The organism is Citrobacter sp. CK191, from assembly GCF_030333435.1.
In the GTDB taxonomy this organism is placed as follows: domain Bacteria; phylum Pseudomonadota; class Gammaproteobacteria; order Enterobacterales; family Enterobacteriaceae; genus Citrobacter_B; species Citrobacter_B koseri.
In genome coordinates, this window is sequence record NZ_JAOWFX010000033.1 from 275,863 (window position 1) to 300,506 (window position 24,644).

Sequence of the window (24,644 nt, forward strand, 5' to 3'; positions counted from 1 at the left end):
ATTACAACTCCGGGGTTAAATGAGCAAGAATTTGTTTTGCCTGAGTGGTCAGGCGATTACGAGAAAACATTAATTGCAGGCGGCCACCGCCGACCTGGTGCCAGAGCACTGCGGCACGGATACCGGCCAGAAGCGAGGCGCGAACTTTTGCCTGCACCTGCGGGCTTTGCAGCACGGCGGGTGAGCCCGTCACCTGAATGCGCGGCCCCAGTGGGCTGATGACATCGACATAAATACCGGCCATCGCGCTCATCAGCGTTTCTGATTGCAGGTCAAAATGGTCAAGCTGACGCTGTAAGCCGTTAATGCGCTCGCCCAGCATGTCCAGCGCGCCTTTGGCGGCTGACAGTTTGCGCTCCAGCACCATCAGGCTCAGCGTATAGCGCGTCAGCTCTGCGTTCAGCCCCTGGCGGCTACTGGCATTCAGGACGCCGAGCAGGGTTTCCAGACCGAGGCGAAGGTTCGCTTCGCTGCCGCCGAATACGCCCAGCGTAGAGCTGGGGTTCATATCGATAACGCTGTTCAGTGAAACGTGTAGCGCATCGGCATCACAGTGCCCCTGGTGCGCCAGCTGTTGCACCAGGCGTGCTGACTGGCAAATACCTGCCAGTGCGAGGGTGATGTCATAATAATTCTTTGCCACGATCACTGCTTCCTTGTATCAGTTATAGAGAATAATTATACCGGCAGGGGCAGGCGCTGCTCGATAATACCGCCGCCGAGGCACACTTCTCCGTTATAAAAGACAGCCGACTGACCCGGCGTTACTGCGGCTACCGGCTCATCAAAAATCACTTCAATGCGTTCGTCATCCAGTGCTTTCACGGTGCACGGAATGTCGGTCTGGCGGTAGCGGGTTTTCACCGTGCAGCGTAGGGTGCCGCTAAACGGTTCGCGATCGACCCAGTGAAGCTGTTGGGCAATCAGGCCGACGGACATCAGACGTGGATGCTCATGACCCTGAGCGACAACCAGAATGTTGTTCTCGACATCTTTATCGACCACGTACCACGGATCTTCGGTGCCTTCTTTGGTGCCGCCGATACCCAGACCTTTACGTTGGCCCAGCGTGTGGTACATCAGCCCCTGGTGCTGACCGATTTCGTCGCCGTCTACGGTGATAATTTTTCCTGGCTGCGCCGGGAGATAGCGACCGAGGAACTCGCGGAATTTACGTTCGCCGATAAAGCAGATGCCGGTAGAGTCTTTTTTCTTCGCGGTGATCAGACCGAGGTCTTCGGCAATTTTGCGTACCTGCGGTTTTTCCAGCTCACCGACCGGGAACAGGCTTTGGGCGATCTGCTCATGGCCGAGTGTGTAAAGGAAGTAGCTCTGATCTTTGTTACCGTCGAGCCCGCGCAGCAGGCGGCTTTTGCCGTCCACATCCGCGCGACGGACGTAGTGACCGGTGGCGATATAATCAGCGCCCAGGTCCTCAGCGGCAAATTCGAGGAAGGCTTTAAATTTGATCTCTTTATTACACAGAATATCCGGGTTCGGCGTACGGCCCGCTTTGTACTCTTCCAGGAAGAGTTCAAAAACGTTGTCCCAGTATTCTGCGGCAAAGTTTACGGTATGCAGTTCAATGCCAAGTTTGTCGCAAACGGCCTGCGCATCAGCCAGGTCGGCTGCCGCTGTGCAATATTCCTCACCGTCGTCCTCTTCCCAGTTCTTCATGAACAGGCCTTCTACCTGGTAGCCCTGTTGTTGCAACAGCCAGGCGGAAACGGAGGAGTCGACACCGCCGGACATGCCGACGATCACTTTTTTTGGGCTTTCTGACATTGGAATACTCACGACATTGAACTTCAAGGCGGCGTATTCTATCACGCAGCCCTTTTACTTGACACCCTCTGTAAACGGCCAGTTAAATTCGCCAATGATCGCCAGCGGATAACGTTGCCCGTTCTGCCAGCAACGAATGCTCTCGGCAACCAGCGGCGAACGCAGGTTGGGGGCGTTGAGGATCGCGTCGGCGCTGACCCAGCGACAGCAGTCAATGTCGTTGTCGTGAGGTTCAGTGGCGCACATCCTGGCAAGCTCAATGGAGAACAGGAAACGCAGGAACGGCGTGTTGTCCGGCGCGATCCATTGATGCAGACGAATAAAGTGCTGGGGTTGCGCGGTAATCCCTGTCTCTTCCCAGAGTTCGCGCGCGGCGGCTTCCACCAGCGTTTCGTCGGCTTCCAGGTGTCCGGCTGGCTGATTCCAGAGCGCTTTGCCGTTAATGGTCTCTTCCACCACGAGGAATTGACCTTCTGCATGGACGATGCAGGCGACGGTGACGTGCGGTTTGAACATGGTTTTTCCTTAATCGGTAGCGTCTCGCCATTCACCGTTGGCAAGATTATCCAGCGTGTAGTTGCCCATTGCGTAGCGGATCAGTCGCAGCGTAGGGTAGCCGACGTGCGCCGTCATACGCCGTACCTGACGGTTACGGCCTTCATATAAGGTCACTTTGAGCCAGCGGGTGGGAATACTTTTTCGTTCGCGAATCGGCGGCGTTCTCGGCCACAGCCATTCGGGTTCGTCCACTACCTCAATGCCCGCAGGCAGAGTGGGGCCATCATTGAGCGTCACGCCATTGCGCAGGGCTTCCAGCGCTTCTGCGGTGGGTTCGCCTTCAACCTGAACGTAATAAATCTTACCGGTACGTTTGCCGGGCTGCGTCAGACGAGCCTGCAATGCGCCATCGTTGGTGAGCACCAGAAGACCTTCGCTGTCCCTGTCCAGACGACCTGCTGCATAGACGCCCTGGACAGGAATATAGTCTTTTAATGTGCTGCGCCCGGCCTCATCCGTAAATTGCGGCAAAACATCGTAAGGTTTATTGAACAAAACCACGCGTTTTGGCTGGTTTTCTTTCCGCCGCTTAGTGACTTGTCGTGAGCTGAATCGCTCAACCCGGTGATTTCTAAAAGAAGTTTTTTGCATGGTATTTTCAGGGCTTATCAATTGCCGCATTATAGCCTAATAACGAGTGTCTTTCATGGCAGCAAACAATAGGGTAGTATTGACACGCTCATTACAAATCATTAACAAAAAAGTTGCTCTAATGCATCCGTGTCGCAGGACGCAAACGCACATGCAGCGTGATGACAGACGAGCAAACCAGAAGCGCTCGAAGGAGAGGTGAATGGAAAGCAAAGTAGTTGTTCCGGCGGAAGGTAAGAAGATCACCCTGCAAAACGGCAAACTCAACGTTCCTGAAAATCCGATTATCCCGTTCATTGAAGGCGACGGTATCGGTGTTGATGTAACCCCAGCCATGCTCAAAGTGGTCGATGCCGCTGTCGAGAAAGCCTATAAAGGCGAGCGTAAAATCTCCTGGATGGAAATTTACACCGGTGAAAAATCCACTCAGGTTTATGGCCAGGATGTCTGGCTGCCTGCTGAAACTCTGGATCTGATTCGTGATTACCGCGTGGCCATCAAAGGCCCTCTGACTACCCCGGTCGGCGGCGGTATTCGTTCCCTGAACGTGGCGCTGCGTCAGGAACTCGACCTGTACGTGTGTCTGCGTCCGGTTCGTTACTATCAGGGCACCCCAAGCCCGGTTAAACACCCTGAACTGACCGACATGGTCATCTTCCGCGAAAACGCTGAAGATATTTATGCAGGTATCGAATGGAAAGCCGACTCTGCGGATGCCGAGAAAGTGATCAAATTCCTGCGTGAAGAGATGGGCGTGAAGAAAATTCGCTTCCCTGAACACTGTGGTATCGGTATTAAGCCGTGTTCCGAAGAAGGAACCAAACGTCTGGTGCGTGCGGCGATTGAATATGCCATCGCTAACGACCGTGATTCTGTGACCCTGGTTCACAAAGGCAACATCATGAAGTTCACCGAAGGCGCGTTTAAAGACTGGGGCTACCAGTTAGCGCGTGATGAATTCGGCGGTGAGCTGATCGACGGCGGCCCGTGGGTCAAAATCAAGAACCCGAACACCGGCAAAGAGATCGTGATTAAAGACGTGATCGCCGATGCGTTCCTGCAACAGATCCTGCTGCGTCCGGCTGAGTACGACGTGATTGCCTGTATGAACCTGAACGGCGACTACATCTCTGACGCTCTGGCTGCGCAGGTTGGCGGTATCGGTATCGCGCCGGGCGCGAACATCGGTGACGAGTGCGCGCTGTTCGAAGCGACTCACGGTACTGCGCCGAAGTACGCGGGCCAGGATAAAGTTAACCCGGGCTCCATCATTCTGTCTGCTGAGATGATGCTGCGCCACATGCAGTGGTTCGAAGCCGCAGATCTGATCGTCAAAGGGATGGAAGGCGCGATTGCCGCGAAGACCGTCACTTACGATTTCGAACGTCTGATGGAAGGCGCTAAACTGCTGAAATGTTCAGAGTTTGGCGACGCGATCATCGCAAATATGTAATCCAGTTTCTGGGTTAAACAAGAACGGGAGCCTGAGGGTTCCCGTTTTTTATTATTAGCATTCGAACTTGTTTTTTGAATGTCGAACCCGCAGAGGATTAAGACGATACTTCGCAAGTCTCCAGACGGGGAAGATGCGCATCTGCCAGTGGCTCAGACGTTTAGCCCATCAGCGAATATGGCTACGGAGCATTGTGCAAAACGGGCATGAACAACCTGGAACGGGTGAAGCATCACAGGTTCCCAAAAATGTTGTCTGCGGCTCAGTACCATGCTGACTGTAAAAACTTCCCAGAATCTTACTTTCGAGTGTGCGAACGTTATCAGGAGCCGTACCGGGTACTACGTTGGGCGGCGATTTGAATGCCAGACAACTGAACGACGAGGCAGCCAGTGATATGGCGAATATGTTTCTGACTTTCATCTGATGATTACCCTTTTCACTAAAAGTTATGTAATAACATAACATCAATTGTGCTTAATGAATAGACCTGAAATTGTCCGATCGGTCACGTGGCGGCGAAAAGGTAAATGACGTTTTTACGACCTCGCGGTGAGCAGGGGATAAGTCGCAAAAAATGACAAAACGACTTTTTCGTCTTTTTATAGACTTTTTGTGCTAACCGGGGCTTTAGTTTTCCCCTCTTTGTAATAGTCAGATAGCTAACACCGCAGTTATCAGTAAACCGGAACGTATTTTACTCAATGACGAGACTCCCAACATTTTCATTCGCTTTTTTTCATCCTCGCTACTGGCTGCTATGGCTGGGTATTTTCTTCTTACGATGTGCTGTTTTGCTGCCTTATCCCATTCTGCTCAGGCTTGGCGCTTGTTTGGGGAGAGTGGCCATGCGCGCATTGCCTCGCAGGGTAACAATAGCCCGTCGCAACCTGGAACTTTGCTTTAAGGCGTTACCTGCGAAGGAGCGTGAGAAATTACTGATTAAAAATTTTGAGTCGGTAGGCATGGGGGTACTTGAAACCGGTATCGCCTGGTTCTGGTCAGACAGGCGTTTACGCAAATGGTTTACGGTTACGGGTTATGAACATATGGAAAGTGCGCGAGCTGAAAATAAAGGCGTGCTTCTCATCGGTATGCACTTTCTTACTCTTGAACTTGGGGCGCGCATATTTGGGATGCTCAATCCGGGCATTGGTGTATACAGGCCGAACAATAACGCGCTGTATGACTGGTTGCAGACGCGAGGACGTCTTCGCTCAAATAAAACCATGCTCGATCGCTATGATTTAAAAGGCATGATACGAGTGCTCAAACAAGGTGAGATTGTCTGGTATGCACCTGATCATGACTATGGCGCTCGTAACAGCGTGTTTGTTCCTTTTTTTGATGTTCCCGATGCGGCAACTACCGCAGGCAGTTATATGCTTGTCAGAAGCGCGCGCCCGGCGGTTGTTCCTTTTGTCCCCCGACGCCGAGCGGATGGAAGAGGGTACGACCTGATCATCCTCCCGGATATCGGCCATGAACTGTATGACGAGGGCAAGGAAACCGTTGCGACCAGAATGAACCGGGCGATTGAACGCGCAATCAACCTGGCTCCTGAACAATATATGTGGCTACACCGTCGCTTTAAGACCCGACCAGCAGGCAAGCCGGCCCTGTATGGGAAGAAGGAAAACGCGATTGAGAGTAACGGCGAATAGCTCGCTTCCTGGTTTCAAACCGCCTCCGGGTGGTTACTGGTCAATAATGCCGTCATAAACCTGTCATGTGTTCGTGCTATTGGGAATTTAGTCATTCATTTTCTGCGGTCAGGGGAGGTGAAAATGGGCACGGAACATGAACGCATTCGGTCAGTATTAACGGGGCTGCTTATCGCGCTGCTGATGCTGCTTGTCATGGCCGGGTGGCCTTATCTTGTGCGTATGATCTCCGGTTATATCGCCGGGTATCTGTAAATATGCACCTGAGGATAAACAAGAACGGGAACCTGTCAGTTCCCGTTTTTTTATGTCAGTAGAATGGCGTGTTGTGAGAGTGACGACTCTGCACCTGCAATCACCAGCCAGGCAGCGTACCCCCGACACTCCACTCTTCGGAGCCAAAATCGGGTTTCTCGCCTCGGATCACACGGTTTCTTTCTTCTTTTGTCGGTTTATGGGTGGCGGCGCGGCTGGGAAGTTTCCCGGGAGTTTTTACGCAGCCGAATCCCTGACAAATTGGGCTGGCGGAAGAGGGCGCGGGTTGTACTTCTGAGTCGACACAAGCCGTCAACAATACGATTGAAATCGTGCCGGCAACTCTCTTTATGTTCATAAATATCCTTTTAATGTTTAACGACTCACATGCCCTTTTCCCTGAGAGCATGAATACTCTGGCAAAAAAAGCCCGCAACAGAGTGCGGGCAAAATCATACTGGAAGCAATGTGAGCAATGTCGTGCTTTCAATACCTGTATTAGGCGCTAAGGTATTTACAGCAAGAGAATGATAACCATTATCATTTAATGATTCAACCATTCGTTTCATAAGGCTGTTTTTATCGGGGGGCATTCATCAGAAAACAGGTGTGATACAAGAACGGGAGCCTGTTGGCTCCCGTTTTCGCCAGGGTTAGCGAGCGGTATTAGCGTACAACCAGAACAGGGCAGTTTGCATGGCGAACAACGGCCGCAGCAGTTGAACCCAGCAGATAGGTGCTGAAACCCGGTTGATGCGACGCAATGATAATCAGGTCGGCTTCTACCGCATCCGCCAGTTTGAGGATCTGATCTTTGGGCGGGCCGTAGACAACATGGGACTGGCTCCTGCCCTCGGGGATATTGAATTGTTTAACAATTTCCTCCAGTTTGACGGCGGCCTTTGACTGAAGACCGCTTCTATCCGGGAACTCGCTGGAGTAGGCCAGACCCAGTGAGGCATAGAACGGGACAGAAGGTATTACGGCCAAAAAATGCACCTTTGCGGTTTTAGCATGCGCCTCAACCTGCGGGATGATCTGACGGGTCAAGCTGGCTTCTGAGATATCAATCGGCACCAGAATAGAACGATACATATTCACCACCTCCTGTTTGTTTTATCTCCACCTTAAGTGTACTGGACTTATCGGTTGTATAAGAAGTAATCAGATCAAAGTTATGTGAACGAGTCCGCAAGTCGTAAGAATGTAGACACAAAACGTCCACCAGAAGGTGTTACCGACATGATGGCTGTCAGGAGAATGATTTTTACCGTGAATATCGTTATGAAGCAGTAATGGGTTCCGTTTTACTTTATTTCATTGTATATTTATTTATATAACGACGGGGTGTTTTCTCTCTCTTGAATCGCCATCTTAATTATTTGAAACTTTCTCCTGATATTTAATTTAATACTGGTTTAAATATCTATATAATACAGTGTAACTTGCTGTGTTTTAACGATTTTATACTCATATATTCCGTTGTTGTGTAATCTGCGATCCCCTTCAAATTTACTTGCATGCTAATTCTTATTCACATCCACGCTTGATGGATATCAATAATTAACCTGCTCGGTCTAATTATTGTCTACCTCTAAAAGGGTAGTTGTCTGACGAGAATGAAGAATGAGAAAAATAAATAAAACCATTTTATGGACGATGCTGCTTTGCATCGTTCTTGGCGCAGTAATTGTTTTAGCGGGGCAATGGACGTTACATAAAACATCGAGCACTGAATTTTGTCTGTCTTGCCATACGATGCAGGCGCCTTATGAGGAGTATACGGGCTCGGTTCACTTCCAGAATCAGAAGGGGATTCGTGCGGAATGCGCGGATTGCCATATCCCGGAAGGCGGAGTGGATTACCTGGTAGCCAAGCTCCTTGCCTCGAAAGATGTCTATCATCAGTTCATCACCAAAAAAATCGACACGCCAGAGAAGTTTGAAGAACATCGTCTGGAGATGGCGCAAACCGTTTGGGCGCAGTTGAAAGCCAGCGACTCCGCAACCTGTCGTAGCTGTCATAGCATGGATGCGATGGATCTTGACGCGCAAAGCGCTGATGCCCGCAAAATGCACCAAATGGGCATTCAGGAAAAACAAACCTGTATTGATTGCCACAAAGGCGTCGCCCACTTCCCACCCGAAATAACAATGGACGACAGCGCCCTCAAAGCGCTTGAGGCCCAGTCTGCATCCACCCCCGCATCTGCAAAAACGCTCTATGCCGTAAGCAATACCGCACTTGGCGATCTGGCAACGGTCTATCCGGCCACGCAAATGCATGTCCTGAAATCGACGGAAACGTCACGGCTGGTGGAGATCCGCGGGAGCCAGATGCAGGGGAGCGAGCAGGTTATTTACTACGCGGCAGGCCAGCGGTTGATCCTTGCCAGTCTGAGTGAGAAAGGGCAGCAATCACTCCACATTCTCTCTGACTGGAAAAAAGATGATTACGGTAACGCGTGGCGGGATGTGGCGCTACAGGGCGAGTGGAGCGGCTCTGCGCTCGCCAGCCGCGAACCGATGTGGGACTACGCGCGCAAACTCGACAATGTGTATTGCGCAGGCTGCCATGCGCCGATTCCTGCGAAGCATTTTACCCTCAATGCCTGGCCCTCTGTGGCGAAAGGGATGGGGGCTCGTACCAACATCAGTGAAAACGAACTGGATATCCTGAGCCGTTACTTCCAGTACAACGCGAAAGACATGCATGAATAGTGATAATACCAGGAGAAATCATGAAACTCACAAGACGTGACTTTATCAAGACGGCTGGAGCGGCAACCGGGACTATGGCGATTTCTTCGGTGATCCCAATGCCTGCCTGGGCCGAAAACCAAAATGGCGGCGCCATCCTGACTGCCGCACGTTGGGGGGCCGTATATGTGGAGGTTAAAGACGGCAAAGTTGTCTCTTCAAAAGGCGCATTACCTAAAACCATACCGAACTCATTGCAGCAAACCGCGCCGGATCAGGTACATACCAACGTCCGTGTAAAATACCCAATGGTGCGTAAAAGCTATCTGGAAAATCCAGGTAAAGCGGACGGTAAACGGGGAAGCGATCCCTTTGTGCGGGTGAGCTGGGAACAGGCGCTGAAACTCATTCATGAGCAGCATAGCCGTATTCGTAGCAGCTATGGCCCGTCCTCCATTTTTGCGGGTTCCTATGGCTGGCGCTCCAGCGGCGTCTTGCATAAAGCGCAAACGTTGCTGCAACGCTATATGAGTATGGCCGGGGGATATGCAGGCCATACCGGGGATTATTCCACCGGGGCGGCGCAGGTTATCATGCCATATGTTGTGGGATCGGTTGAGGTATACGAACAACAGACGACATGGCCGATGGTGCTTGAGCACAGCCAGGTGGTGGTGCTGTGGGGGATGAACCCGCTCAACACGTTAAAAATTGCCTGGAGCAGTACGGATGAACAAGGGCTTGAGTATTTTAATCTGCTGAAGAAATCGGGAAAAACCGTTATCGCGATCGACCCAATGCGCTCAGAAACCATTGAGTTTTTTGGCGACAATGCAACGTGGATCGCCCCGCATATGGGAACTGACGTGGCGATGATGCTGGGGATTGCGCATACGCTGGTGAAAAAAGAGCGTCACGATAAAGCGTTCCTGGAAAAATACACCACCGGTTATCCGCAGTTTGAAGAGTATCTGCTCGGCAAGAGCGACAACGTTGAGAAAACCGCTGAATGGGCATCCGGCGTCTGTGGCGTACCCGCAGAACAGATTGAGAAACTGGCGGAAATTTTTGCCAGCAACCAAACCATGCTGATGGCGGGCTGGGGGATTCAACGTCAGCAATACGGTGAGCAAAAACACTGGATGCTGGTGACGCTGGCCGCGATGCTGGGGCAAATTGGGACGGAAGGCGGCGGTTTCGGTTTCTCCTATCACTATTCCAACGGCGGGAACCCGACGCGTACCGGTGGTGTACTGCCTGCGATATCGGCGCAAATTGAGGGGGGATCGTCGGCAGGGAACGACTGGGCGGTATCGGATGCGGTGGTGAACCTGCCTGTGGCGCGAATTGTGGAGGCGCTGGAAAACCCGGGAGGAAAATATCAGCATAATGGTAAAGAGCAAACCTTCCCGGATATCAAAATGATCTGGTGGGCAGGCGGCGCGAACTTTACTCATCATCAGGATACCAACCGCTTAATCAAAGCGTGGCAGAAGCCCGAGCTGGTGGTGATTTCCGAGTGCTACTGGACGGCGGCGGCGAAACATGCCGATATTGTTCTCCCGATCACCACATCGTTTGAACGTAACGATCTCACGATGACCGGAGACTACAGCAACCAGCATCTGGTGCCTATGAAGCAGGTGATTGAGCCGCAGTTTGAGGCCCGTAATGACTTTGACGTCTTTGCTGATTTAGCTGAGATGCTCAAACCCGGCGGCAAAGCGGTCTATACCGAAGGTAAAGATGAGATGGCGTGGCTGAAGCAATTCTACGACGCCGCGCAAAAGGCGGCTCGCGCTCAACGTGTGGCAATGCCTCAGTTCAATGCGTTCTGGCAGCAGAATAAGCTGATTGAAATGCGCGAGAACGAAAAGAACAACAAGTATGTGCGTTATGCCGATTTCCGCCATGATCCGGTCATGAATGCGCTCGGTACGCCAAGCGGTAAGATCGAGATCTATTCAAAAACCATTGAAGGTTATCACTACAAAGACTGTCCGCCTCATGCTTCATGGATTGAACCGGATGAGTGGAAAGGGTCTGCGGATAAGGATCAGCTACAGTTGCTGACCGCCCATCCGGCGCACCGTCTGCACAGTCAGTTGAACTATGCGTCGTTGCGAAAAGAGTATGCCATTGCCGATCGCGAGCCGGTGACGATTCATCCAGATGATGCGAAGGCAAGAGGCATTGCCGAAGGCGACCTGGTACGCGTATGGAATGGTCGTGGTCAGGTTCTGGTCGGGGCGCACGTCAGCGATGGGATCAAGCCGGGGATCATCTGTATCCATGAAGGCGCCTGGCCTGATATCGAGAATGGCATCTGTAAAAACGGCGGCGCCAACGTGCTGACGGCGGACATCCCGACGTCAAGGCTGGCGAACGGCTGCGCGGGGAATACGACCCTGGTATACGCAGAGAAATTTACCGGCGAAGCCCCAACGCTCACGGTATTTGATGAGCCAGAGATTGTCACTCTGTAACGCCGGGGACTGTCAGTTTGTTGGAATAAGCGGGAGCCTGTGTGCTCCCGTTTTTTATGCTTCTCATTCAGAGTTGAATTAATGGTGATGTTATATTATAACATTTTATCTTTACGCACTGATTGAGGGTGATATTTTGGCGATTCATTTTGAAAAATTAGCAGTAGCTCTGGGAATGCTTCTGGTTAGCGGACACGCGCTTGCGCATGGGCACCATTCACATGGCGCACCGCTAACGGAGATGGAGCAAAAGGCGGCAGAAGGCGTTTTTGACGATAAAAACGTGAAGGACAGGGCGCTAACGGACTGGGACGGTATGTGGCAGTCTGTTTATCCGTATCTGGTAAGCGGGGAGCTTGATCCGGTATTTAAAAAGAAAGCGGAGAAAGATAACAGCAAAACGGCCGAGGAGATTAAGGCCTATTACCGTAAAGGCTACGCCACCAATGTGGATACTATCGGCATTGAGAATGGTGTCATGGAATTTCACACCGGTAATCAGGTTGAGTCCTGCCAATACGATTATGCCGGACACAAAATCCTGACCTACGCATCCGGTAAAAAAGGCGTTCGCTATCTGTTTGAGTGTAAAGATGCGAAGAGCAACGCGCCTAAATATGTGCAGTTCAGCGATCATATTATCGCGCCGCGTAAGTCGAGCCATTTCCATATCTTTATGGGGAACACTTCCCAGCAGGCATTGCTTGAAGAAATGGATAACTGGCCAACCTATTATCCGTACCAGCTGAAGGCCGAAGAGGTCGTCGACGAGATGTTGCACCACTAAGATGTTGTCATTATGGCGGGTCCGGCAGGACCCGCCATCGTGTTGCGACGGTGTCCCAAAAGAGCGATATCTGTCATAAGTAGGGCGCCTTTGCCGGTAAATATCATGATATAACGCAACGCTATGATTTCCCTTCCCATCATTCAGTTCATTCGTTAGCATATTGTTTCGCAGTAAAGCGTATCTGTTTTTTTCAGGAAGAGGTTAACGTGTTCGCAGAGTATGGAGTTCTGAACTACTGGACGTATCTGGTTGGGGCCATTTTTATCGTGCTGGTGCCGGGGCCTAATACGATATTTGTGCTGAAAAACAGCGTCGGGCGAGGGATGAAAGGCGGGTATCTCGCCGCCAGCGGCGTGTTCATTGGCGATGCGGTGCTGATGTTTCTGGCGTACGCGGGCGTCGCAACATTAATAAAAACAACGCCGGTGCTGTTTAATATCGTTCGTTATCTCGGCGCTTTTTATCTGCTGTATCTTGGTGCGAAGATTCTTTACGCCACGCTCAAATCGAAAGGGAGCGAAGTGGCGCATGATGAGGTTCCGTTTGGCGCAATCTTTAAACGTGCCTTAATTCTGAGCCTGACCAATCCCAAAGCTATCCTTTTTTACGTTTCGTTTTTCGTCCAGTTTATTGACGTCAATGCGCCGCACGCGGGGTTGTCATTTTTTATCCTGGCGACAACGCTTGAAGTGGTGAGCTTTTTCTATCTGAGCTTCCTGATTATTTCGGGCGCTTTTGTAACGCAGTACATTCGCACGAAAAAGAAACTGGCGAAGGTGGGGAATTCCCTTATCGGTTTGATTTTCGTTGGTTTTGCCGCACGTCTGGCGACGCTTCAGTCATAACGCCATCAGGCCCGCGCACTCTGTGGGCCTTCCGTTTTTACTTTTTACTTAAAGATGATGCTCACCGCCACGCGCGACGGAAAAAAATAACCAATAAATGGTATTTAAAACACATCTTATGAGGCGTACCCTTTTTACAGCAGCGATTCAGTAAGATCGCTGGTTGTTACTGGAAGAGGGAATAAAATGCTTCAAATTCCACAAAATCATATCCATACACGCTCCACTCCGTTCTGGAATAAAGACACCGCGCCAGCCGGAATTTTCGAACGCCACCTTGATAAAGGAACCCGACCAGGGGTTTATCCTCGCCTGTCGGTTATGCAGGGGGCGGTCAAATATCTCGGATACGCAGATGAACACAGCCCGGAACCGGAAAAAGTGATGATCATTGAAGCCGGTCAGTTCGGTGTTTTTCCCCCGGAAAAATGGCACAACATCGAAGTGATGAGCGACGATACCTACTTTAACATCGACTTTTTTGTTGCACCGGAAGTGCTGATGGAAAGCGCCAGCCAACGAAAAGTCATTCATACCGGGAAGGAGTAAATCATGGGCAAAGCGACCTATACCGTTACCGTAACCAATAACAGCAACGGTGTTTCAGTTGATTATGAAACTGAAGCGCCGATGACACTGCTGGTCCCGGACGTTGCGGCAGAAGTGGTGAAAGATCTGGTGAACACCGTGCGCTCATACGACACCGAAAACGAGCACGACGTTTGCGGCTGGTGATCCCGTTCGGGAAGTCTGCGACCACGATTTTTTAACCGTTACGCTAAACCGCACAGCGCTATCACGACGCTGGGCGGTTTTTTTTCGCCTGATATCAGCATGTACCTGACAACTGAAATTAATTGAAAAGAAATATTAAGGAAACCTTAAGAACATCGCATTGTTTGTTAATGCTCTGGCATTCATAAAATATATGATTGAGCATCAAACACTGAACAGAAAATGACCACCATGAAATTTGATACTCGATTAACCTCGTCGGCTCTCGTCCTTGCGCTTGTTGCGTTGGTTATTCCTTTCACTGCGAACTGGCACGTACCTCTGCTAAATGGCGTCGTGGTGTTATGGATTGAAAATGGGCAGGCGCTATGGCTACTGTTTGGTGCGCTATTTACCGCCTGGTATATCAGGCCGTTGTCTCGCCCTGACGGCGCAAAGCAGTTTTGGCTTTGGGCGGTGGTGTGGTGGCTGGTGTTGTTAGGGCGAAGCACCAGCTGGGGGCGCGACTATTTTCCTGACCATCCCAAAATGATCTTCCGGGGGATTTCCGTTGTCCTGATCGCCGCGCTTGTGCTTCCGGTATTGATCTCAAAGACTTTGCGCCAGGAAATTGCGCGTCGGCTGCGTGAAGAATCCCTGCCGCTGTGGTTGCTAACTGTTACTGCCTGCGCGTTTTTAATTTCCGATACGGTGGAGCATCATCGGTTACTGGCGCCGCTGTTCCTGCACAGTAAGCAATACACCGATTTGATTGAAGAACTGTATGAATTGCCGTTCATGATCGGGCTTTTTTTGGTTACGCTGACGTTTATGAAACGCGATAAACAAGATGAATATATTGCGTTGCAGACGGCGGAACCACAGCATGCGGAATATTGAGGTTCGCTGATGAAAACGCCCGGGTTCCTTTTCCCGAACCCGGGCTAACAGGCACAACGCGGCTTATGCAATTGTCTCGCATAAACGCGACTTCATATCGCTGTACGATTGGGCAGCATGGTTTTCCGCCCAGCGCTGATCGGTAATGGCTTCGACCTTCACGGCGCAGTATTTGGTTTCAGGCGTTTTCGAAATCGGATCAAGATTATCTTGAGTCAGTTCATTACATGCGCCTATCCACCATTGATAGGTCATATAGACCGTTCCCTGGTTAATGCGATCTGAAACATCGGCCCGGCTGATGACTTTACCGCGACGTGAACTCACCCACACCAGTTCACGATGACGAATCCCCAGTTTTTCCGCGTCGTTCGTGTTGATTTGCACGTTGCCAGGTTCATCTGCCAGCGCCTGTAGCGCAGCGCAGTTGCCGGTCATTGAGCGGCAGGAATAGTGTCCCACTTCGCGAACGGTACAGAGTACCATCGGGAACGCATCATCAGGAACTTCCGCCGGAGCCCGCCACGGTGCGGCGAATAACTTGCCTTTGCCGCTGGGCGTATCAAACTGACTATGTGCGTAAAGATACGGTGTGCCGGGGTGGTCAAGATCCGGGCACGGCCACTGCACATGCCCCATATCGCCCATTTTCTCCCAGGTGACACCGTAGAAAAGCGGACACAGTTCGCGCATCTCATCCCAGATGTGCTGGTTACTTTCATAATGCATCGGGTAGCCCATTTCGGTCGCCAGCAGACTGATAATCTCCCAGTCGCGCTTCACATCTCCGGTGGGGTCGATGGCTTTTTCAAACCGCTGGAAGCCTCGGTCGGCACAGGTGAAGACGCCTCCGTGTTCGCCCCATGAGGTCGCGGGCAGGAGAACATCCGCCATTTCTGCCGTTTTGGTCATGAAAATATCCTGCACCACGATAAAGTCCAGCGCCTCGAAACCGGTCCGCACCAGCCCCAGGTCGGCCTCGGTTTGCAGCGGATCTTCCCCCATGATGTAGTAGGCTTTAATTTTGCCTTCCATCGCCAGGTGCGGCACCTCGGTAATACGCGTGCCGACTTTGTCATCCATCAGGCTGGCATCGATTCCCCAGGCTTGCGCGAATTTCTCTCTGGCGGCTGCATCCGTCACGTCCTGGTAGCCGGGGAACTGGTTAGGCAGAACGCCCATATCGCACGCTCCCTGGACGTTGTTCTGACCGCGTACCGGGCCGACGCCGACGTCAGGACGCCCCAGATTGCCCGTCAGCAGCGCCAGGCTCGATAAACCGCGCACGACGTCGACAGCCTGACCAAACTGGGTCACGCCCATTCCCCACATGACCGTGGCGGAAGGGGCGGCGGCGAACGTTCGCATCGCCTGACGCACCTGCTGGGCAGGGACGCCGGTTAAATGTTCGACGGATTCCGGGGCGTAATCTTTTACGGTCTCCCGGTAGGCCTCCAGTCCTTCCGTGTGCTTTTGTACGTACTCCGTGTCGTAAAGGTGTTCATCAAGCAGAACGTAGCCAAAGGCGTTAACCAACGCCATATTGCAACCGTTGTTCAGTTGCAGGTGCTGATCGGCAATACGGGCGGTTTCAATGCGCCGGGGATCGCACACAATAATTTTGGCGCCGTTCTGCCTGGCCTTAATGACTCTGCGCGCGACAATAGGGTGAGAGTCTGCGCAGTTATAGCCGAAAATCAGCAGGCATTTGGAGTTCTCTATATCGCTGATGGAGTTACTCATCGCCCCATTACCCAGCGTCTCCTGCAACCCGGCGACGGAAGGGCCGTGGCATACACGGGCGCAGCAATCGACATTGTTGGTATTGAGTACGGCGCGGGCGAATTTCTGCATGACGTAGTTGGTTTCATTCCCTGTCCCACGGGAAGAGCCCGTCGTCATAATGGCGCGGGGCCCAAAGGTTTCTTTAATGGCGGATAAGCGTTGTGCGGTATAGCGGATCGCTTCATCCCAACTGACGGGGGTAAATTTTCCGCCTTTTTGATAGCGGATCATCGGGCGGGTCAGACGTGGCGTCAGAAGCCGCGTGTCGTTAAGGAAGTCCCAGCCATAGTAGCCTTTCAGGCATAACTGGTTCTGGTTGGTTACACCCTCTGCGCCTTCGGCACGGATAATTTTGTTATTTTCAACAACAAGCTTGAGCTTGCACCCGGCCCCACAGTACGGGCACACACTGGTGATTTTTTTCATCAATAACAGACCTGTTAAAAGCTGAAATAGCGCGAATTGTAGTCGAAGCCGACGCGCGACATGGCGCTGGCTTCGGTTTGTCGTAGCGACGGGCTGTTAAAGCACAAACCGTGCCAGAAACAGAAACTCAGGCGCGGCGGGGCTTGTCTGCGAAAAGATGAAGAAAATGACAGCGGATTCGTCATAAATGACGAGTAAACGTCAAAAAAAAGCCCGCACTCAGTGAGGCGGGCAAAAATACTGGAAGCAATGTGAGCAATGTCGTACTGAATACCTGAGTGATTTGCTCAACTATTCAGTAATGAGAAAGATAATCTTTATCATCTAAACTTGCAACCCCAACTTTTATGGGAGTAAATAAAAAATAATAAAAGTGACATTTATCACAAATTTCAATTCTCTGATGATGTGCTATTCTTTTTAACGGCGAGTAAACCGCTAACGTACAAACATAAGTGAGGAAAAAATGGGCATTATTTCATGGATTATCTTTGGGCTTATTGCAGGTATTCTGGCGAAGTGGATTATGCCTGGTAAGGATGGCGGCGGGTTCTTCATGACGATCATCCTGGGGATCGTCGGTGCCGTGGTAGGGGGATGGATCAGCACGTTCTTCGGGTTTGGCAAAGTTGACGGCTTCAACTTTGGCAGCTTTGCCGTAGCGGTTATCGGCGCGATTGTCGTTCTGTTTATCTACAGAAAAATCAAAAGTTAAGCGAAGTAGTTCGTAAGACGAAAAGGCTACCGTTGGTGGCCTTTATTATTTTGATAAGCCCGTTACCACCAGCCCAGTTTGGTTCCTGCCACCGCGATAATCGCGATGCCAATCATGATGAGCGTCGTTTTCTTCATCGTTACGCCCCCGGCGTGGCGTAGCCGCCGATGAAAAACCATGCCAAAAAAGTCACCGCCGTAATGAAAATCACGACAGGAAAAATAATGCCTAACTTCATGCTATCACCCGTTCTCGTTATAGGAAGACGAGTAAGGATAGCAGGGCGTCGTGCGTGACAAAAGATGTTTTAACGTCACGCTTTTCATTCTGATACGTATCGCAAGAAAACATGGAGATACAACGGCAGGCGGGTTAACCTGTCGGGGTGTAATGTTAACGGGAGTTCATATGAGATTCATGTTTGTCGCGCTGCCGTGCGCGTTGGCGCTCTCCGCCTGTTCGTCGTCATCCCAGCCCGAGGCGCCGAAACCCCCGCAAATAGGTATGGCAAACCCGGCTGCCGTCTATTGCGAACAGAAGGGCGGTACGCGAGTGCCCGTTCAAAGCCCGCAAGGGGTACGCACGGAATGCAAACTACCCGGCGGAGAAGTGATCGAAGAGTGGGATCTCTGGCGCAGAGATCATCCTGCCAGCGGTAAGTGACACCTGGCGCATCGCTTTGCGCGTGCGCCGTGTTTTGGCGGATTTTGTGTGCGAATCACAATCCGCGTAGCCAGTCGGCCAGGACAAGTGCGTGGTTCTGCTCTGTGTTCTTTGCCGCATATAGCAGGGTCAGCGTCTGCTGGCGGGCAATATCCGCCAGCCGTTTACCTTCCTGCTTTTGTTGGTCGAGTTCACTCCGGTATTGCTCAGTAAAATTTTTGAAATCAATCACTTCAGAGTGAAAGGCCTTGCGTAATTCAGATGAAGGCGTCAGCGTTTTATCCCACTCGTCAAAGGCCAGATCGGTTTTTTTGACCCCTCGCGGCCACAGCCTGTCAACCAGTACACGGTAGCCGTCGCTTTTTTCTGCCGGGTCGTAGACGCGTTTACACTGAATTTTCATCCTTTTCTCTCCTCAATCCAGGCCATGACTTCATTAATCTGATTGCCGGAAAATCGTGCCGCGTCATGCTGACGTAGCAGGCTGTTTCTGAAACGTAGAACGTCATCACTATAGCACTTCGAACCTCCTCAATTTAAGGGATTGTGATAACAGTAAAAGATCGGTAGTCTGAGGTTCCTTATGTTGTCCCTCATTGCATTGACATAAGGAACGCCTCATGGAACTTTCCCCTGTTAAAGACACGCTACGTATTGCGCTGGTGGGTGATTACAACCCCGATATCGTGGCGCACCAGGCCATACCCCTCGCTATTGATGATGCGGCCGCCGTGCTGGAGTTAATGGCGGACTATGACTGGCTGACGACGCCCGACATCAATAGTGACGAAGATTTGGTGGGCTATGATGCCATCTGGGTTGTTCCCGGCAGCCCCTATAAAAATACCGAAGGGGCATTGATTGCTATTCGTTATGCCCGTGAAAACAGCATTCCTTTTCTGGGAACCTGCGGCGGATTCCAGCACGCGATCCTCGAGTATGCCCGCAACGTGCTGGGCTGGCGCGATGCGGCGCATGCCGAAACTGATGCTTCCGGTCGGATGGTTATCGCCCCGTTGAGCTGCTCGCTGGTGGAAAAAACGGATGATATCGAACTGAGGGCGAATACGCTGGTCTCCAAAGCCTACGGGCAGGACGTTATCTCCGAAGGGTATCACTGCAACTACGGGGTATCAGAGGATTTTGCCGCTGAACTTGAGAATGGCGATTTGCGGGTTACCGGGTGGGATGAGGCGGGAGACATCCGTGCCGTGGAACTGGTAACACATCCCTTTTTCGTTGGTACGCTTTTTCAGCATGAACGTGGCGCGCTGGCGGGAAAACCCGTTCCCCTGGTGCAGGCAATGCTGCGAGCCGCACGGGGATAAAAACAAGGGCAGGTCAATGCCTGCCCGTTCGGTTATTTTGCAGCGATCTCCCGATCGCGTCCGGCATAAAGGCCGAATATCGCCATCGCGACCGCCAGAACCGCCACGCCAATTAGCGGGATGTGCCAGTCGCCGTTGGCATCATGAATCTTACCCATCAACGGCGGCCCACATGCCGCCAGCAGATAGCCGACAGATTGCGCCATGCCCGAAAGCGCCGCCGCCTGGTGCGCGGAACTGGCGCGCAGCCCGATAAACGTCAGACCCAAAATCATCGTCGCGCCAGAGCCAAACCCAAACAGAATCGTCCACAGCACCGCCTGTTCCGGCATAAACCAGAACCCGGCCGCGCCGAGAGCGCACATGAGCGATACCAGCGCGGCAATACTGCGCTGATCCTTGAACCGGTGCAGGATGAGCGGAATCAACAGTCCCGGCGCAGCCGTCGCCAGTTGCAGCAGGCCGTGTAGCGATCCGGCCTGCGCTTCACTGTAGCCGTGGCTGATTAAAATCGCGGGCAGCCAGCCGATGATAACGTAATAGATAAGCGAGTTAATGCCGAGGAATAAGGTGACTTGCCAGGCGAGGGAGGATCGCCAGATGCCGCGCGAGTGTAACGCGCGGGAGTTGCTCAGGTTGGCGGTGGCCGTGTTGCGCCACTGCGGCAGCCAGATAAGAAAGGCCAGCAGGGGAAACAGCATCAGCATTAACAGCGCGCCGCGCCAGCCAAAGCCATGCAACGCCAGAGGTACGACCATTGCCGAACCCACCGCTGCTGCGGCGCCCATCGTCAATGAATAGGCACCGGTCAGTTTTGCCACATGCTGTGAGTAATCGCGTTTAATCAGCCCGGGGAGCAGCACGTTTCCCAGCGCGATACCGCAACCAATAATGGCTGTGCCGGTAAACAGGAAGCTGGCAGAAGGCAGCGAGCGCACGGCAATACCGAAGCAAATCAACAGCATGGCGGCAAACAGGCTACGTTCCATGCCGAACCGGCGCGCAATGTTTGCCGCCAGCGGAGAGACCAGCGCGAAAGCCAGCAAGGGAAGCGTGGTCAGGAGGCCCGTTTGTGCGGTAGTTAGCCCGTAATCCGCACGAATCGTCTCCAGTAACGGCGCAGCGCCAGTGAAGGTAACGCGCAGCGTCGTCGCAATCATCAGAATACCGGCAATCAGTAATGCACCGTTTTTGCCACGTAATGAAGGGGAAATAGTCATTGTTTTCTCATATCAACAGGCGAGGCGATACCTTACCGTTTTTACTCTCTGGATCAATCAAGCTAAAATGACAGTTTATCGCTAAAATCGGACAATATGATGATTGGCCTGAGACTGGATGGCTACGAGCCTGACCTTCACCATGATGCGGCTGTGGCCTTTTGCATTCGCGCTCGCGAAGATGAGCTTTTCAGTCCGCTGCATCACCATCGAAAAGGGCAACTGATCCTGGCGCTGCATGGCGCTATTACCTGCGAGGTAGAAAGCGCCATGTGGATGGTGCCACCACAGTATGCGGTATGGGTTCCCGGCGAAATTCCCCACAGTAACCACGTCACGGCGGGGGCGGAATTATGTTTTCTGTTTATTGAGCCGGATGCGGTTGTGATGCCGGATCGCTGCTGTACGCTAAAAATAACGCCATTGTGCCGGGAGCTGATTCTGGCGCTTGCCGCGAGAACGGATATTCAGCGTACCGAGCCAATGACGCAGCGCCTGACACAGGTCTTGTTTGATGAGCTTCCGCAGCAACCACAGGAGCAGATGCAGCTTCCGGTTTCCGGGCATCCCAAAATACGTCAAATGGTGGAGACGATGGCGCGTGAACCAGCCCGCTGGCAAACGCTGGGGCAGTGGGCGAGCCTGTTCGCCATGAGCGAACGCAATCTTGCCCGACTGGTGGTAAAGGAAACCGGCCTGAGCTTTCGTCGCTGGCGTCACCAGTTGCAGCTTATTCTGGCGTTGCAGGCGCTGATTGACGGACACAGCGTGCAGCACGTCGCCCAAACGCTGGGTTATGATTCAACGACCGCGTTTATCACCATGTTTAAAAGGGGGCTGGGGCAAACTCCAGGCCGTTATCTGGCCGGGCTTACTGCTTCCCAATAATCAGCGACACCAGGCCTGCGGCAATGAGCGGGCCGACCGGCACGCCCCGGAACAGCGCAACGCCCAGTACCGTCCCCACCAGTAAACCCGCGACCAGCTGCGGCTGGCTTCCCATCAGCGTAACGCCGCGCCCGCCCAGCCAGGAAACAAAGATGCCAATGGCGATGGCAACCAGTGATTTCCAGTTGACGAAGGAGTGAATGAGCGTAGAGGGAGGCAGCGAACCGCTGGCGATCGGCGCCATGACGCCGATAGTCAGGATAATGATCCCGACGGTCAGCCCCTGTTTCTCAATCCACGGGAAAAACGTATTGAGTGGGGTAACGCGGACAATGATCAACACCAGAATTGAAACGGCGACAGTGGTGTTATGGCTGATAAAGCCCAGCGCTGCCAGTCCAAGCAGGATCAGCAGAGTGACATCAAACATCGTGGTTTCCTTGCCAGAGAAAGATAAGCCTGCTTACTGTACGCGCAAATACGTGAGTGAACAGGCTTTTTTATCAATAACGGCACATTTTCAGGCGAATGCCTGAGGAGAATTTTCCGGGCAGGTCAGGCTTGCTGTCATTAAATTGCCATTAATTCGATTTATCAATAACAGGTGAGCCGTTTTCTCTGTCGCAACGGGGTGAAACTATGAACGATCATATGCTGATTGAAACGCTGATCATTACCTCATCATTTTTCGCTATTGCCGCGGTGATTGTGATTTCCGTACTGGTGCTGGAAAGACGTTTCTGAGCCGTTATTGCGCTCGGCGAAAGTTGACCAGTTCAGGCTGCGCAATGCGCAGGTAATCGTCGGTATTCATAATGACCGATTTTTCCAGCACCCCGGCGTTAAACGCGATTTCGTTGAAGCGCTCGAACAACAGCGGATCGGCCACCAGCTTCAGGTTAGGGTGGAAGCTAAAAGGGGGAATCGCGCCAAAGACGCAGCCGGTCAGCGCATCCACCTCGGCAGGGCTGGCAAGCGAAGCTCTTAGTCCACCGAGATGGTTTGCGAGTTGGGCGAGATCGGCCTGCTGGTCAGCGGAAAGGATCGCCAGGACATGTTGATTGACGCCATTGCCTTTCACTTTACACACCAGCGCTTTTGCCCCCTGGCCCAGTGCGGTGCCGCGAATTTCCGAAACCGCTTCGCACTTACCGACCGCCTCGTGGCTGAGTACACGATAAGTGGCGCCTTCCTGCGATAAAAGGGTAATCAAACGCTGGTGAGCCGTGATTCCCTTAGCGACTTCATTCATCATTCACTCCCAATATTGCGATGAAGTTTTAACGGCAAAAGGGTATCACAAACGTGCATGATTTTGTTGTTTGTTGAGATAGAGTTGCTCATCGGAGGCCTTGTATGCGTCCTGGATCGTATCCTCAGGTTGCATATGATAAAGTCCAGCGGAAAAACTAATCACCTTATCTGGCGCGATGATTCGCAACTTATTGGCAATACGCTCAGGTAAAGTTGTTGCCGGTACAACTGAATCGATAAGAATTACACAAAATTCATCACCTCCCAGTCTTATTGCATAATCTGTTTTACGCACCGATGCTTCAATGGCTTTTGCCAGCAATGTAATTGTGCGATCGCCTTCCTGATGCCCCTGCGTGTCGTTAATGACTTTCAACCTATCCAGATCGATGGCGATAAACGTCACGGAGGTGCCTGTGTTGACCAGTCGCTGCAAACGCTGTTCAAGCTGCGGTGTCAGGATCTTACGGTTATAGAGGCCGGTCATCGCATCGCTGATATTTTCACGATTGACATTATGGTAAAGGCGAAAATGCATTCTGACCATGTTCAGTAACGTAGCGGTAACGAGCAGGTAAAAGGCGAACAGTTTCCATGATGAGACAATAAAATACAGGATGTCGAGAGATAATGTGACACGGATTCCGCCTGGCAGGTCGTGAACATAATTAACATAATTAAAGAGGTTATTTTCACTCTGATGGACAATGATTTTTTTCTCTGAATTCAGGTCGAACAGAGTCGCGTCCAGATAGCGCCAGACCAGTGGACGATCCTGAGTGTAAAAAATATTCTTCAGGTTATCCTGGTTAATATCCACCATTACTATGCCTTTTAACTTTCCATGTAGATAAACGGGAGTTAAAAAACTCATCACATTTTTTTCCGTAAGATCGTCCTGATAAATGCTTGAGAGCACTGTTCGCCCTGTGAATTGACCATCAATATCGTTACGGTTGATTCCCAGTGTTCCTTTTCGCAGAAAAGACCAGTGGTGCATAAAAAATTGTCTGGAGTCAATCAGGTTATAGAAATAGACGTAGCGTTTTTTAATATCCAGATAGTAGTGGAATTTATCTTCTACAGTGCCCAGCCCTTTACCATAATCCTTCTGGTTACGATTCGCGGCCACCGCCTGATCAAAAGCGAACAACAGAGGAGCGTCGTCAGCTACGATCGCGCAGTTTGCCTCGGCGGTTTGCAGTGTTCCATGTAGCGATGGGTTATTATGAGTGGTGAGATTGATGCCGTGGGTATTGCGACCTGTTTCAAATCCGCGGCATAACGCATATTGTTGTTCATCGGATGGCGGTGTTTTGGGCTCCGTGAACGTGCGCATTAAATGAGCTGCAATGCTCTGATTCTGGTACTTGTCATACAAAAATGAAGAGTCTGCCTTTTCGATGATGTAGCCCATATAGGCATTCATCGCCCTGTCACTGGCGATCAATTCATAAGCCAGAAAAGAGGACGTCAGTACAATGACGCTTGCGGAGATAAAGAGCCTGAGCGCTTTATGATGCAATTTCATGATGAATAACAGTTTTCAAAGGGCGACGCTTCAGTTTATCACAGTGGTGATGTTCTCTCTAACAGCGCCTTCGTCCTCTTTTGTGTTGTGAAA

26 protein-coding genes and 1 pseudogene are annotated in these 24,644 nt (G+C 51.7%); 15 read left to right on the forward strand and 12 right to left on the reverse strand.

Translation table 11 applies throughout. The annotated features are described in order from the left end of the window. Nucleotide 1 precedes the first annotated feature (1 nt). From hflD to rluE, 4 genes are read right to left on the reverse strand one after another with little or no spacing between them, the layout of a single operon-like run. Nucleotides 2-643 (reverse strand): high frequency lysogenization protein HflD, encoded by a 642-nt coding sequence (hflD, locus tag OGV82_RS18700; RefSeq protein WP_024130407.1) that lies wholly within the window; start codon nucleotides 641-643, stop codon nucleotides 2-4. A gap of 35 nt (nucleotides 644-678) precedes the next feature. Next, complete coding sequence (gene mnmA, locus OGV82_RS18705; RefSeq protein ID WP_024130406.1) at nucleotides 679-1,785, reverse strand: tRNA 2-thiouridine(34) synthase MnmA; 1,107 nt, start codon at nucleotides 1,783-1,785, stop codon at nucleotides 679-681. 54 nt (nucleotides 1,786-1,839) lie between these two features. Further along, nucleotides 1,840-2,301, reverse strand: coding sequence for an NUDIX hydrolase (locus tag OGV82_RS18710; RefSeq protein ID WP_047457463.1), 462 nt, complete (start codon nucleotides 2,299-2,301; stop codon nucleotides 1,840-1,842). Between the two features lie 9 nt (nucleotides 2,302-2,310). Beyond that, nucleotides 2,311-2,964 (reverse strand): 23S rRNA pseudouridine(2457) synthase RluE, encoded by a 654-nt coding sequence (rluE, locus tag OGV82_RS18715; protein ID WP_047457460.1) that lies wholly within the window; start codon nucleotides 2,962-2,964, stop codon nucleotides 2,311-2,313. A 172-nt stretch (nucleotides 2,965-3,136) separates the two neighbouring features. On the opposite strand from rluE, the gene icd reads away from it, so the two are divergent. The 3 genes from icd to OGV82_RS18730 all read left to right on the forward strand — a co-directional run bounded on the left by icd (nucleotide 3,137) and on the right by OGV82_RS18730 (nucleotide 6,306). Continuing rightward, a complete protein-coding gene (icd, locus tag OGV82_RS18720; RefSeq protein WP_047457457.1) occupies nucleotides 3,137-4,387 on the forward strand; it encodes an NADP-dependent isocitrate dehydrogenase in 1,251 nt (416 codons plus the stop codon). Nucleotides 4,388-5,091: 704 nt separating this feature from the next. Next, nucleotides 5,092-6,051, forward strand: coding sequence for a Kdo(2)-lipid IV(A) acyltransferase (locus tag OGV82_RS18725; protein WP_052194395.1), 960 nt, complete (start codon nucleotides 5,092-5,094; stop codon nucleotides 6,049-6,051). Nucleotides 6,052-6,174: 123 nt separating this feature from the next. After that, the gene (locus OGV82_RS18730; protein ID WP_012132696.1) at nucleotides 6,175-6,306 is read left to right on the forward strand and encodes a hypothetical protein; all 132 of its coding nucleotides are present in this window, start codon (nucleotides 6,175-6,177) and stop codon (nucleotides 6,304-6,306) included. Between the two features lie 666 nt (nucleotides 6,307-6,972). On the opposite strand, the gene uspF is transcribed toward OGV82_RS18730, so the two are convergent. After that, complete coding sequence (gene uspF, locus OGV82_RS18735; protein WP_012132695.1) at nucleotides 6,973-7,401, reverse strand: universal stress protein UspF; 429 nt, start codon at nucleotides 7,399-7,401, stop codon at nucleotides 6,973-6,975. A 531-nt stretch (nucleotides 7,402-7,932) separates the two neighbouring features. Here uspF and OGV82_RS18740 point away from each other — a divergent pair. The 7 genes from OGV82_RS18740 to OGV82_RS18770 all read left to right on the forward strand — a co-directional run bounded on the left by OGV82_RS18740 (nucleotide 7,933) and on the right by OGV82_RS18770 (nucleotide 14,741). Continuing rightward, nucleotides 7,933-9,027, forward strand: a complete 1,095-nt coding sequence (locus OGV82_RS18740; RefSeq protein ID WP_047457454.1) for a NapC/NirT family cytochrome c — start codon at nucleotides 7,933-7,935, stop codon at nucleotides 9,025-9,027. Nucleotides 9,028-9,047: 20 nt separating this feature from the next. After that, complete coding sequence (locus tag OGV82_RS18745) at nucleotides 9,048-11,492, forward strand: trimethylamine-N-oxide reductase 2 (RefSeq protein ID WP_047457451.1); 2,445 nt, start codon at nucleotides 9,048-9,050, stop codon at nucleotides 11,490-11,492. Between the two features lie 136 nt (nucleotides 11,493-11,628). Continuing rightward, nucleotides 11,629-12,279, forward strand: coding sequence for a metal-binding protein ZinT (gene zinT, locus OGV82_RS18750; protein ID WP_024130401.1), 651 nt, complete (start codon nucleotides 11,629-11,631; stop codon nucleotides 12,277-12,279). Nucleotides 12,280-12,488: 209 nt separating this feature from the next. Beyond that, nucleotides 12,489-13,127: a leucine efflux protein LeuE gene (gene leuE / locus OGV82_RS18755; RefSeq protein ID WP_012132690.1), complete on the forward strand. Its 639-nt coding sequence runs from the start codon at nucleotides 12,489-12,491 to the stop codon at nucleotides 13,125-13,127. 186 nt (nucleotides 13,128-13,313) lie between these two features. Next, on the forward strand, nucleotides 13,314-13,676 hold the full coding sequence (yeaR, locus tag OGV82_RS18760) for a DUF1971 domain-containing protein YeaR (RefSeq protein WP_024130400.1): 363 nt from the start codon (nucleotides 13,314-13,316) through the stop codon (nucleotides 13,674-13,676). A gap of 3 nt (nucleotides 13,677-13,679) precedes the next feature. Beyond that, entirely contained in the window at nucleotides 13,680-13,862 is a 183-nt protein-coding gene (locus OGV82_RS18765) for a DUF1869 domain-containing protein (protein WP_012132688.1), read from the forward strand. Nucleotides 13,863-14,093: 231 nt separating this feature from the next. Next, nucleotides 14,094-14,741: a hypothetical protein gene (locus OGV82_RS18770; RefSeq protein ID WP_058669016.1), complete on the forward strand. Its 648-nt coding sequence runs from the start codon at nucleotides 14,094-14,096 to the stop codon at nucleotides 14,739-14,741. 63 nt (nucleotides 14,742-14,804) lie between these two features. On the opposite strand, the gene fdhF is transcribed toward OGV82_RS18770, so the two are convergent. Beyond that, nucleotides 14,805-16,952 (reverse strand): formate dehydrogenase subunit alpha, encoded by a 2,148-nt coding sequence (fdhF, locus tag OGV82_RS18775; RefSeq protein ID WP_101744271.1) that lies wholly within the window; start codon nucleotides 16,950-16,952, stop codon nucleotides 14,805-14,807. Nucleotides 16,953-17,418: 466 nt separating this feature from the next. On the opposite strand from fdhF, the gene OGV82_RS18780 reads away from it, so the two are divergent. After that, complete coding sequence (locus OGV82_RS18780) at nucleotides 17,419-17,667, forward strand: GlsB/YeaQ/YmgE family stress response membrane protein (RefSeq protein WP_012132684.1); 249 nt, start codon at nucleotides 17,419-17,421, stop codon at nucleotides 17,665-17,667. A gap of 139 nt (nucleotides 17,668-17,806) precedes the next feature. Here OGV82_RS18780 and OGV82_RS18785 read toward each other — a convergent pair whose 3' ends face one another. Then, nucleotides 17,807-17,905, reverse strand: coding sequence for a YoaK family small membrane protein (locus OGV82_RS18785; RefSeq protein WP_024130398.1), 99 nt, complete (start codon nucleotides 17,903-17,905; stop codon nucleotides 17,807-17,809). A 170-nt stretch (nucleotides 17,906-18,075) separates the two neighbouring features. On the opposite strand from OGV82_RS18785, the gene OGV82_RS18790 reads away from it, so the two are divergent. After that, on the forward strand, nucleotides 18,076-18,330 hold the full coding sequence (locus tag OGV82_RS18790; RefSeq protein ID WP_024130397.1) for a putative hemolysin: 255 nt from the start codon (nucleotides 18,076-18,078) through the stop codon (nucleotides 18,328-18,330). 55 nt (nucleotides 18,331-18,385) lie between these two features. On the opposite strand, the gene OGV82_RS18795 is transcribed toward OGV82_RS18790, so the two are convergent. Continuing rightward, on the reverse strand, nucleotides 18,386-18,733 hold the full coding sequence (locus tag OGV82_RS18795; RefSeq protein ID WP_012132682.1) for a DUF488 domain-containing protein: 348 nt from the start codon (nucleotides 18,731-18,733) through the stop codon (nucleotides 18,386-18,388). 217 nt (nucleotides 18,734-18,950) lie between these two features. Here OGV82_RS18795 and OGV82_RS18800 point away from each other — a divergent pair, with 217 nt between their 5' ends. Continuing rightward, nucleotides 18,951-19,658, forward strand: coding sequence for a CTP synthase C-terminal region-related (seleno)protein (locus OGV82_RS18800; protein WP_101744272.1), 708 nt, complete (start codon nucleotides 18,951-18,953; stop codon nucleotides 19,656-19,658). A gap of 32 nt (nucleotides 19,659-19,690) precedes the next feature. On the opposite strand, the gene OGV82_RS18805 is transcribed toward OGV82_RS18800, so the two are convergent. Further along, nucleotides 19,691-20,878, reverse strand: a complete 1,188-nt coding sequence (locus OGV82_RS18805) for a CynX/NimT family MFS transporter (RefSeq protein ID WP_101744273.1) — start codon at nucleotides 20,876-20,878, stop codon at nucleotides 19,691-19,693. Between the two features lie 99 nt (nucleotides 20,879-20,977). Here OGV82_RS18805 and OGV82_RS18810 point away from each other — a divergent pair. Continuing rightward, nucleotides 20,978-21,767 (forward strand): annotated as a pseudogene (locus tag OGV82_RS18810) (AraC family transcriptional regulator); the annotation flags it as partial. Here the strand turns inward: OGV82_RS18810 and OGV82_RS18815 are convergent. Continuing rightward, nucleotides 21,750-22,196, reverse strand: a complete 447-nt coding sequence (locus OGV82_RS18815) for a DUF441 domain-containing protein (RefSeq protein ID WP_101744274.1) — start codon at nucleotides 22,194-22,196, stop codon at nucleotides 21,750-21,752. The pseudogene OGV82_RS18810 and the gene OGV82_RS18815 overlap by 18 nt on opposite strands. A gap of 209 nt (nucleotides 22,197-22,405) precedes the next feature. Between OGV82_RS18815 and yoaI the strand changes: the two genes are divergently transcribed. Next, nucleotides 22,406-22,510, forward strand: coding sequence for a small membrane protein YoaI (gene yoaI / locus OGV82_RS18820; RefSeq protein WP_096753847.1), 105 nt, complete (start codon nucleotides 22,406-22,408; stop codon nucleotides 22,508-22,510). A 4-nt stretch (nucleotides 22,511-22,514) separates the two neighbouring features. On the opposite strand, the gene OGV82_RS18825 is transcribed toward yoaI, so the two are convergent. Together OGV82_RS18825 and dgcJ are read right to left on the reverse strand one after the other, a co-directional pair. Beyond that, nucleotides 22,515-23,018 carry a YbaK/prolyl-tRNA synthetase associated domain-containing protein gene (locus OGV82_RS18825; protein ID WP_012132676.1) on the reverse strand — a complete coding sequence of 168 codons (504 nt, stop codon included), beginning with the start codon at nucleotides 23,016-23,018 and terminating at the stop codon, nucleotides 22,515-22,517. 45 nt (nucleotides 23,019-23,063) lie between these two features. After that, nucleotides 23,064-24,551 (reverse strand): diguanylate cyclase DgcJ, encoded by a 1,488-nt coding sequence (dgcJ, locus tag OGV82_RS18830; protein WP_012132675.1) that lies wholly within the window; start codon nucleotides 24,549-24,551, stop codon nucleotides 23,064-23,066. Between the last annotated feature and the right edge of the window lie 93 nt (nucleotides 24,552-24,644).

Coding starts and splice junctions, on each gene's coding strand:
- OGV82_RS18795 (WP_012132682.1), bottom strand. CDS start 18,733: ATGAAAATTCAGTGTAAACGCGTCTACGACCCGGCAGAAAAAAGCGAC.
- icd (WP_047457457.1), top strand. CDS start 3,137: ATGGAAAGCAAAGTAGTTGTTCCGGCGGAAGGTAAGAAGATCACCCTG.
- OGV82_RS18730 (WP_012132696.1), top strand. CDS start 6,175: ATGGGCACGGAACATGAACGCATTCGGTCAGTATTAACGGGGCTGCTT.
- uspF (WP_012132695.1), bottom strand. CDS start 7,401: ATGTATCGTTCTATTCTGGTGCCGATTGATATCTCAGAAGCCAGCTTG.
- dgcJ (WP_012132675.1), bottom strand. CDS start 24,551: ATGAAATTGCATCATAAAGCGCTCAGGCTCTTTATCTCCGCAAGCGTC.
- rluE (WP_047457460.1), bottom strand. CDS start 2,964: ATGCGGCAATTGATAAGCCCTGAAAATACCATGCAAAAAACTTCTTTT.
- OGV82_RS18785 (WP_024130398.1), bottom strand. CDS start 17,905: ATGAAGTTAGGCATTATTTTTCCTGTCGTGATTTTCATTACGGCGGTG.
- OGV82_RS18765 (WP_012132688.1), top strand. CDS start 13,680: ATGGGCAAAGCGACCTATACCGTTACCGTAACCAATAACAGCAACGGT.
- OGV82_RS18710 (WP_047457463.1), bottom strand. CDS start 2,301: ATGTTCAAACCGCACGTCACCGTCGCCTGCATCGTCCATGCAGAAGGT.
- OGV82_RS18780 (WP_012132684.1), top strand. CDS start 17,419: ATGGGCATTATTTCATGGATTATCTTTGGGCTTATTGCAGGTATTCTG.
- OGV82_RS18790 (WP_024130397.1), top strand. CDS start 18,076: ATGAGATTCATGTTTGTCGCGCTGCCGTGCGCGTTGGCGCTCTCCGCC.
- OGV82_RS18805 (WP_101744273.1), bottom strand. CDS start 20,878: ATGACTATTTCCCCTTCATTACGTGGCAAAAACGGTGCATTACTGATT.
- OGV82_RS18725 (WP_052194395.1), top strand. CDS start 5,092: ATGACGAGACTCCCAACATTTTCATTCGCTTTTTTTCATCCTCGCTAC.
- OGV82_RS18815 (WP_101744274.1), bottom strand. CDS start 22,196: ATGTTTGATGTCACTCTGCTGATCCTGCTTGGACTGGCAGCGCTGGGC.
- mnmA (WP_024130406.1), bottom strand. CDS start 1,785: ATGTCAGAAAGCCCAAAAAAAGTGATCGTCGGCATGTCCGGCGGTGTC.
- OGV82_RS18825 (WP_012132676.1), bottom strand. CDS start 23,018: ATGAATGAAGTCGCTAAGGGAATCACGGCTCACCAGCGTTTGATTACC.
- OGV82_RS18740 (WP_047457454.1), top strand. CDS start 7,933: ATGAGAAAAATAAATAAAACCATTTTATGGACGATGCTGCTTTGCATC.
- fdhF (WP_101744271.1), bottom strand. CDS start 16,952: ATGAAAAAAATCACCAGTGTGTGCCCGTACTGTGGGGCCGGGTGCAAG.
- yoaI (WP_096753847.1), top strand. CDS start 22,406: ATGAACGATCATATGCTGATTGAAACGCTGATCATTACCTCATCATTT.
- OGV82_RS18745 (WP_047457451.1), top strand. CDS start 9,048: ATGAAACTCACAAGACGTGACTTTATCAAGACGGCTGGAGCGGCAACC.
- yeaR (WP_024130400.1), top strand. CDS start 13,314: ATGCTTCAAATTCCACAAAATCATATCCATACACGCTCCACTCCGTTC.
- OGV82_RS18770 (WP_058669016.1), top strand. CDS start 14,094: ATGAAATTTGATACTCGATTAACCTCGTCGGCTCTCGTCCTTGCGCTT.
- OGV82_RS18800 (WP_101744272.1), top strand. CDS start 18,951: ATGGAACTTTCCCCTGTTAAAGACACGCTACGTATTGCGCTGGTGGGT.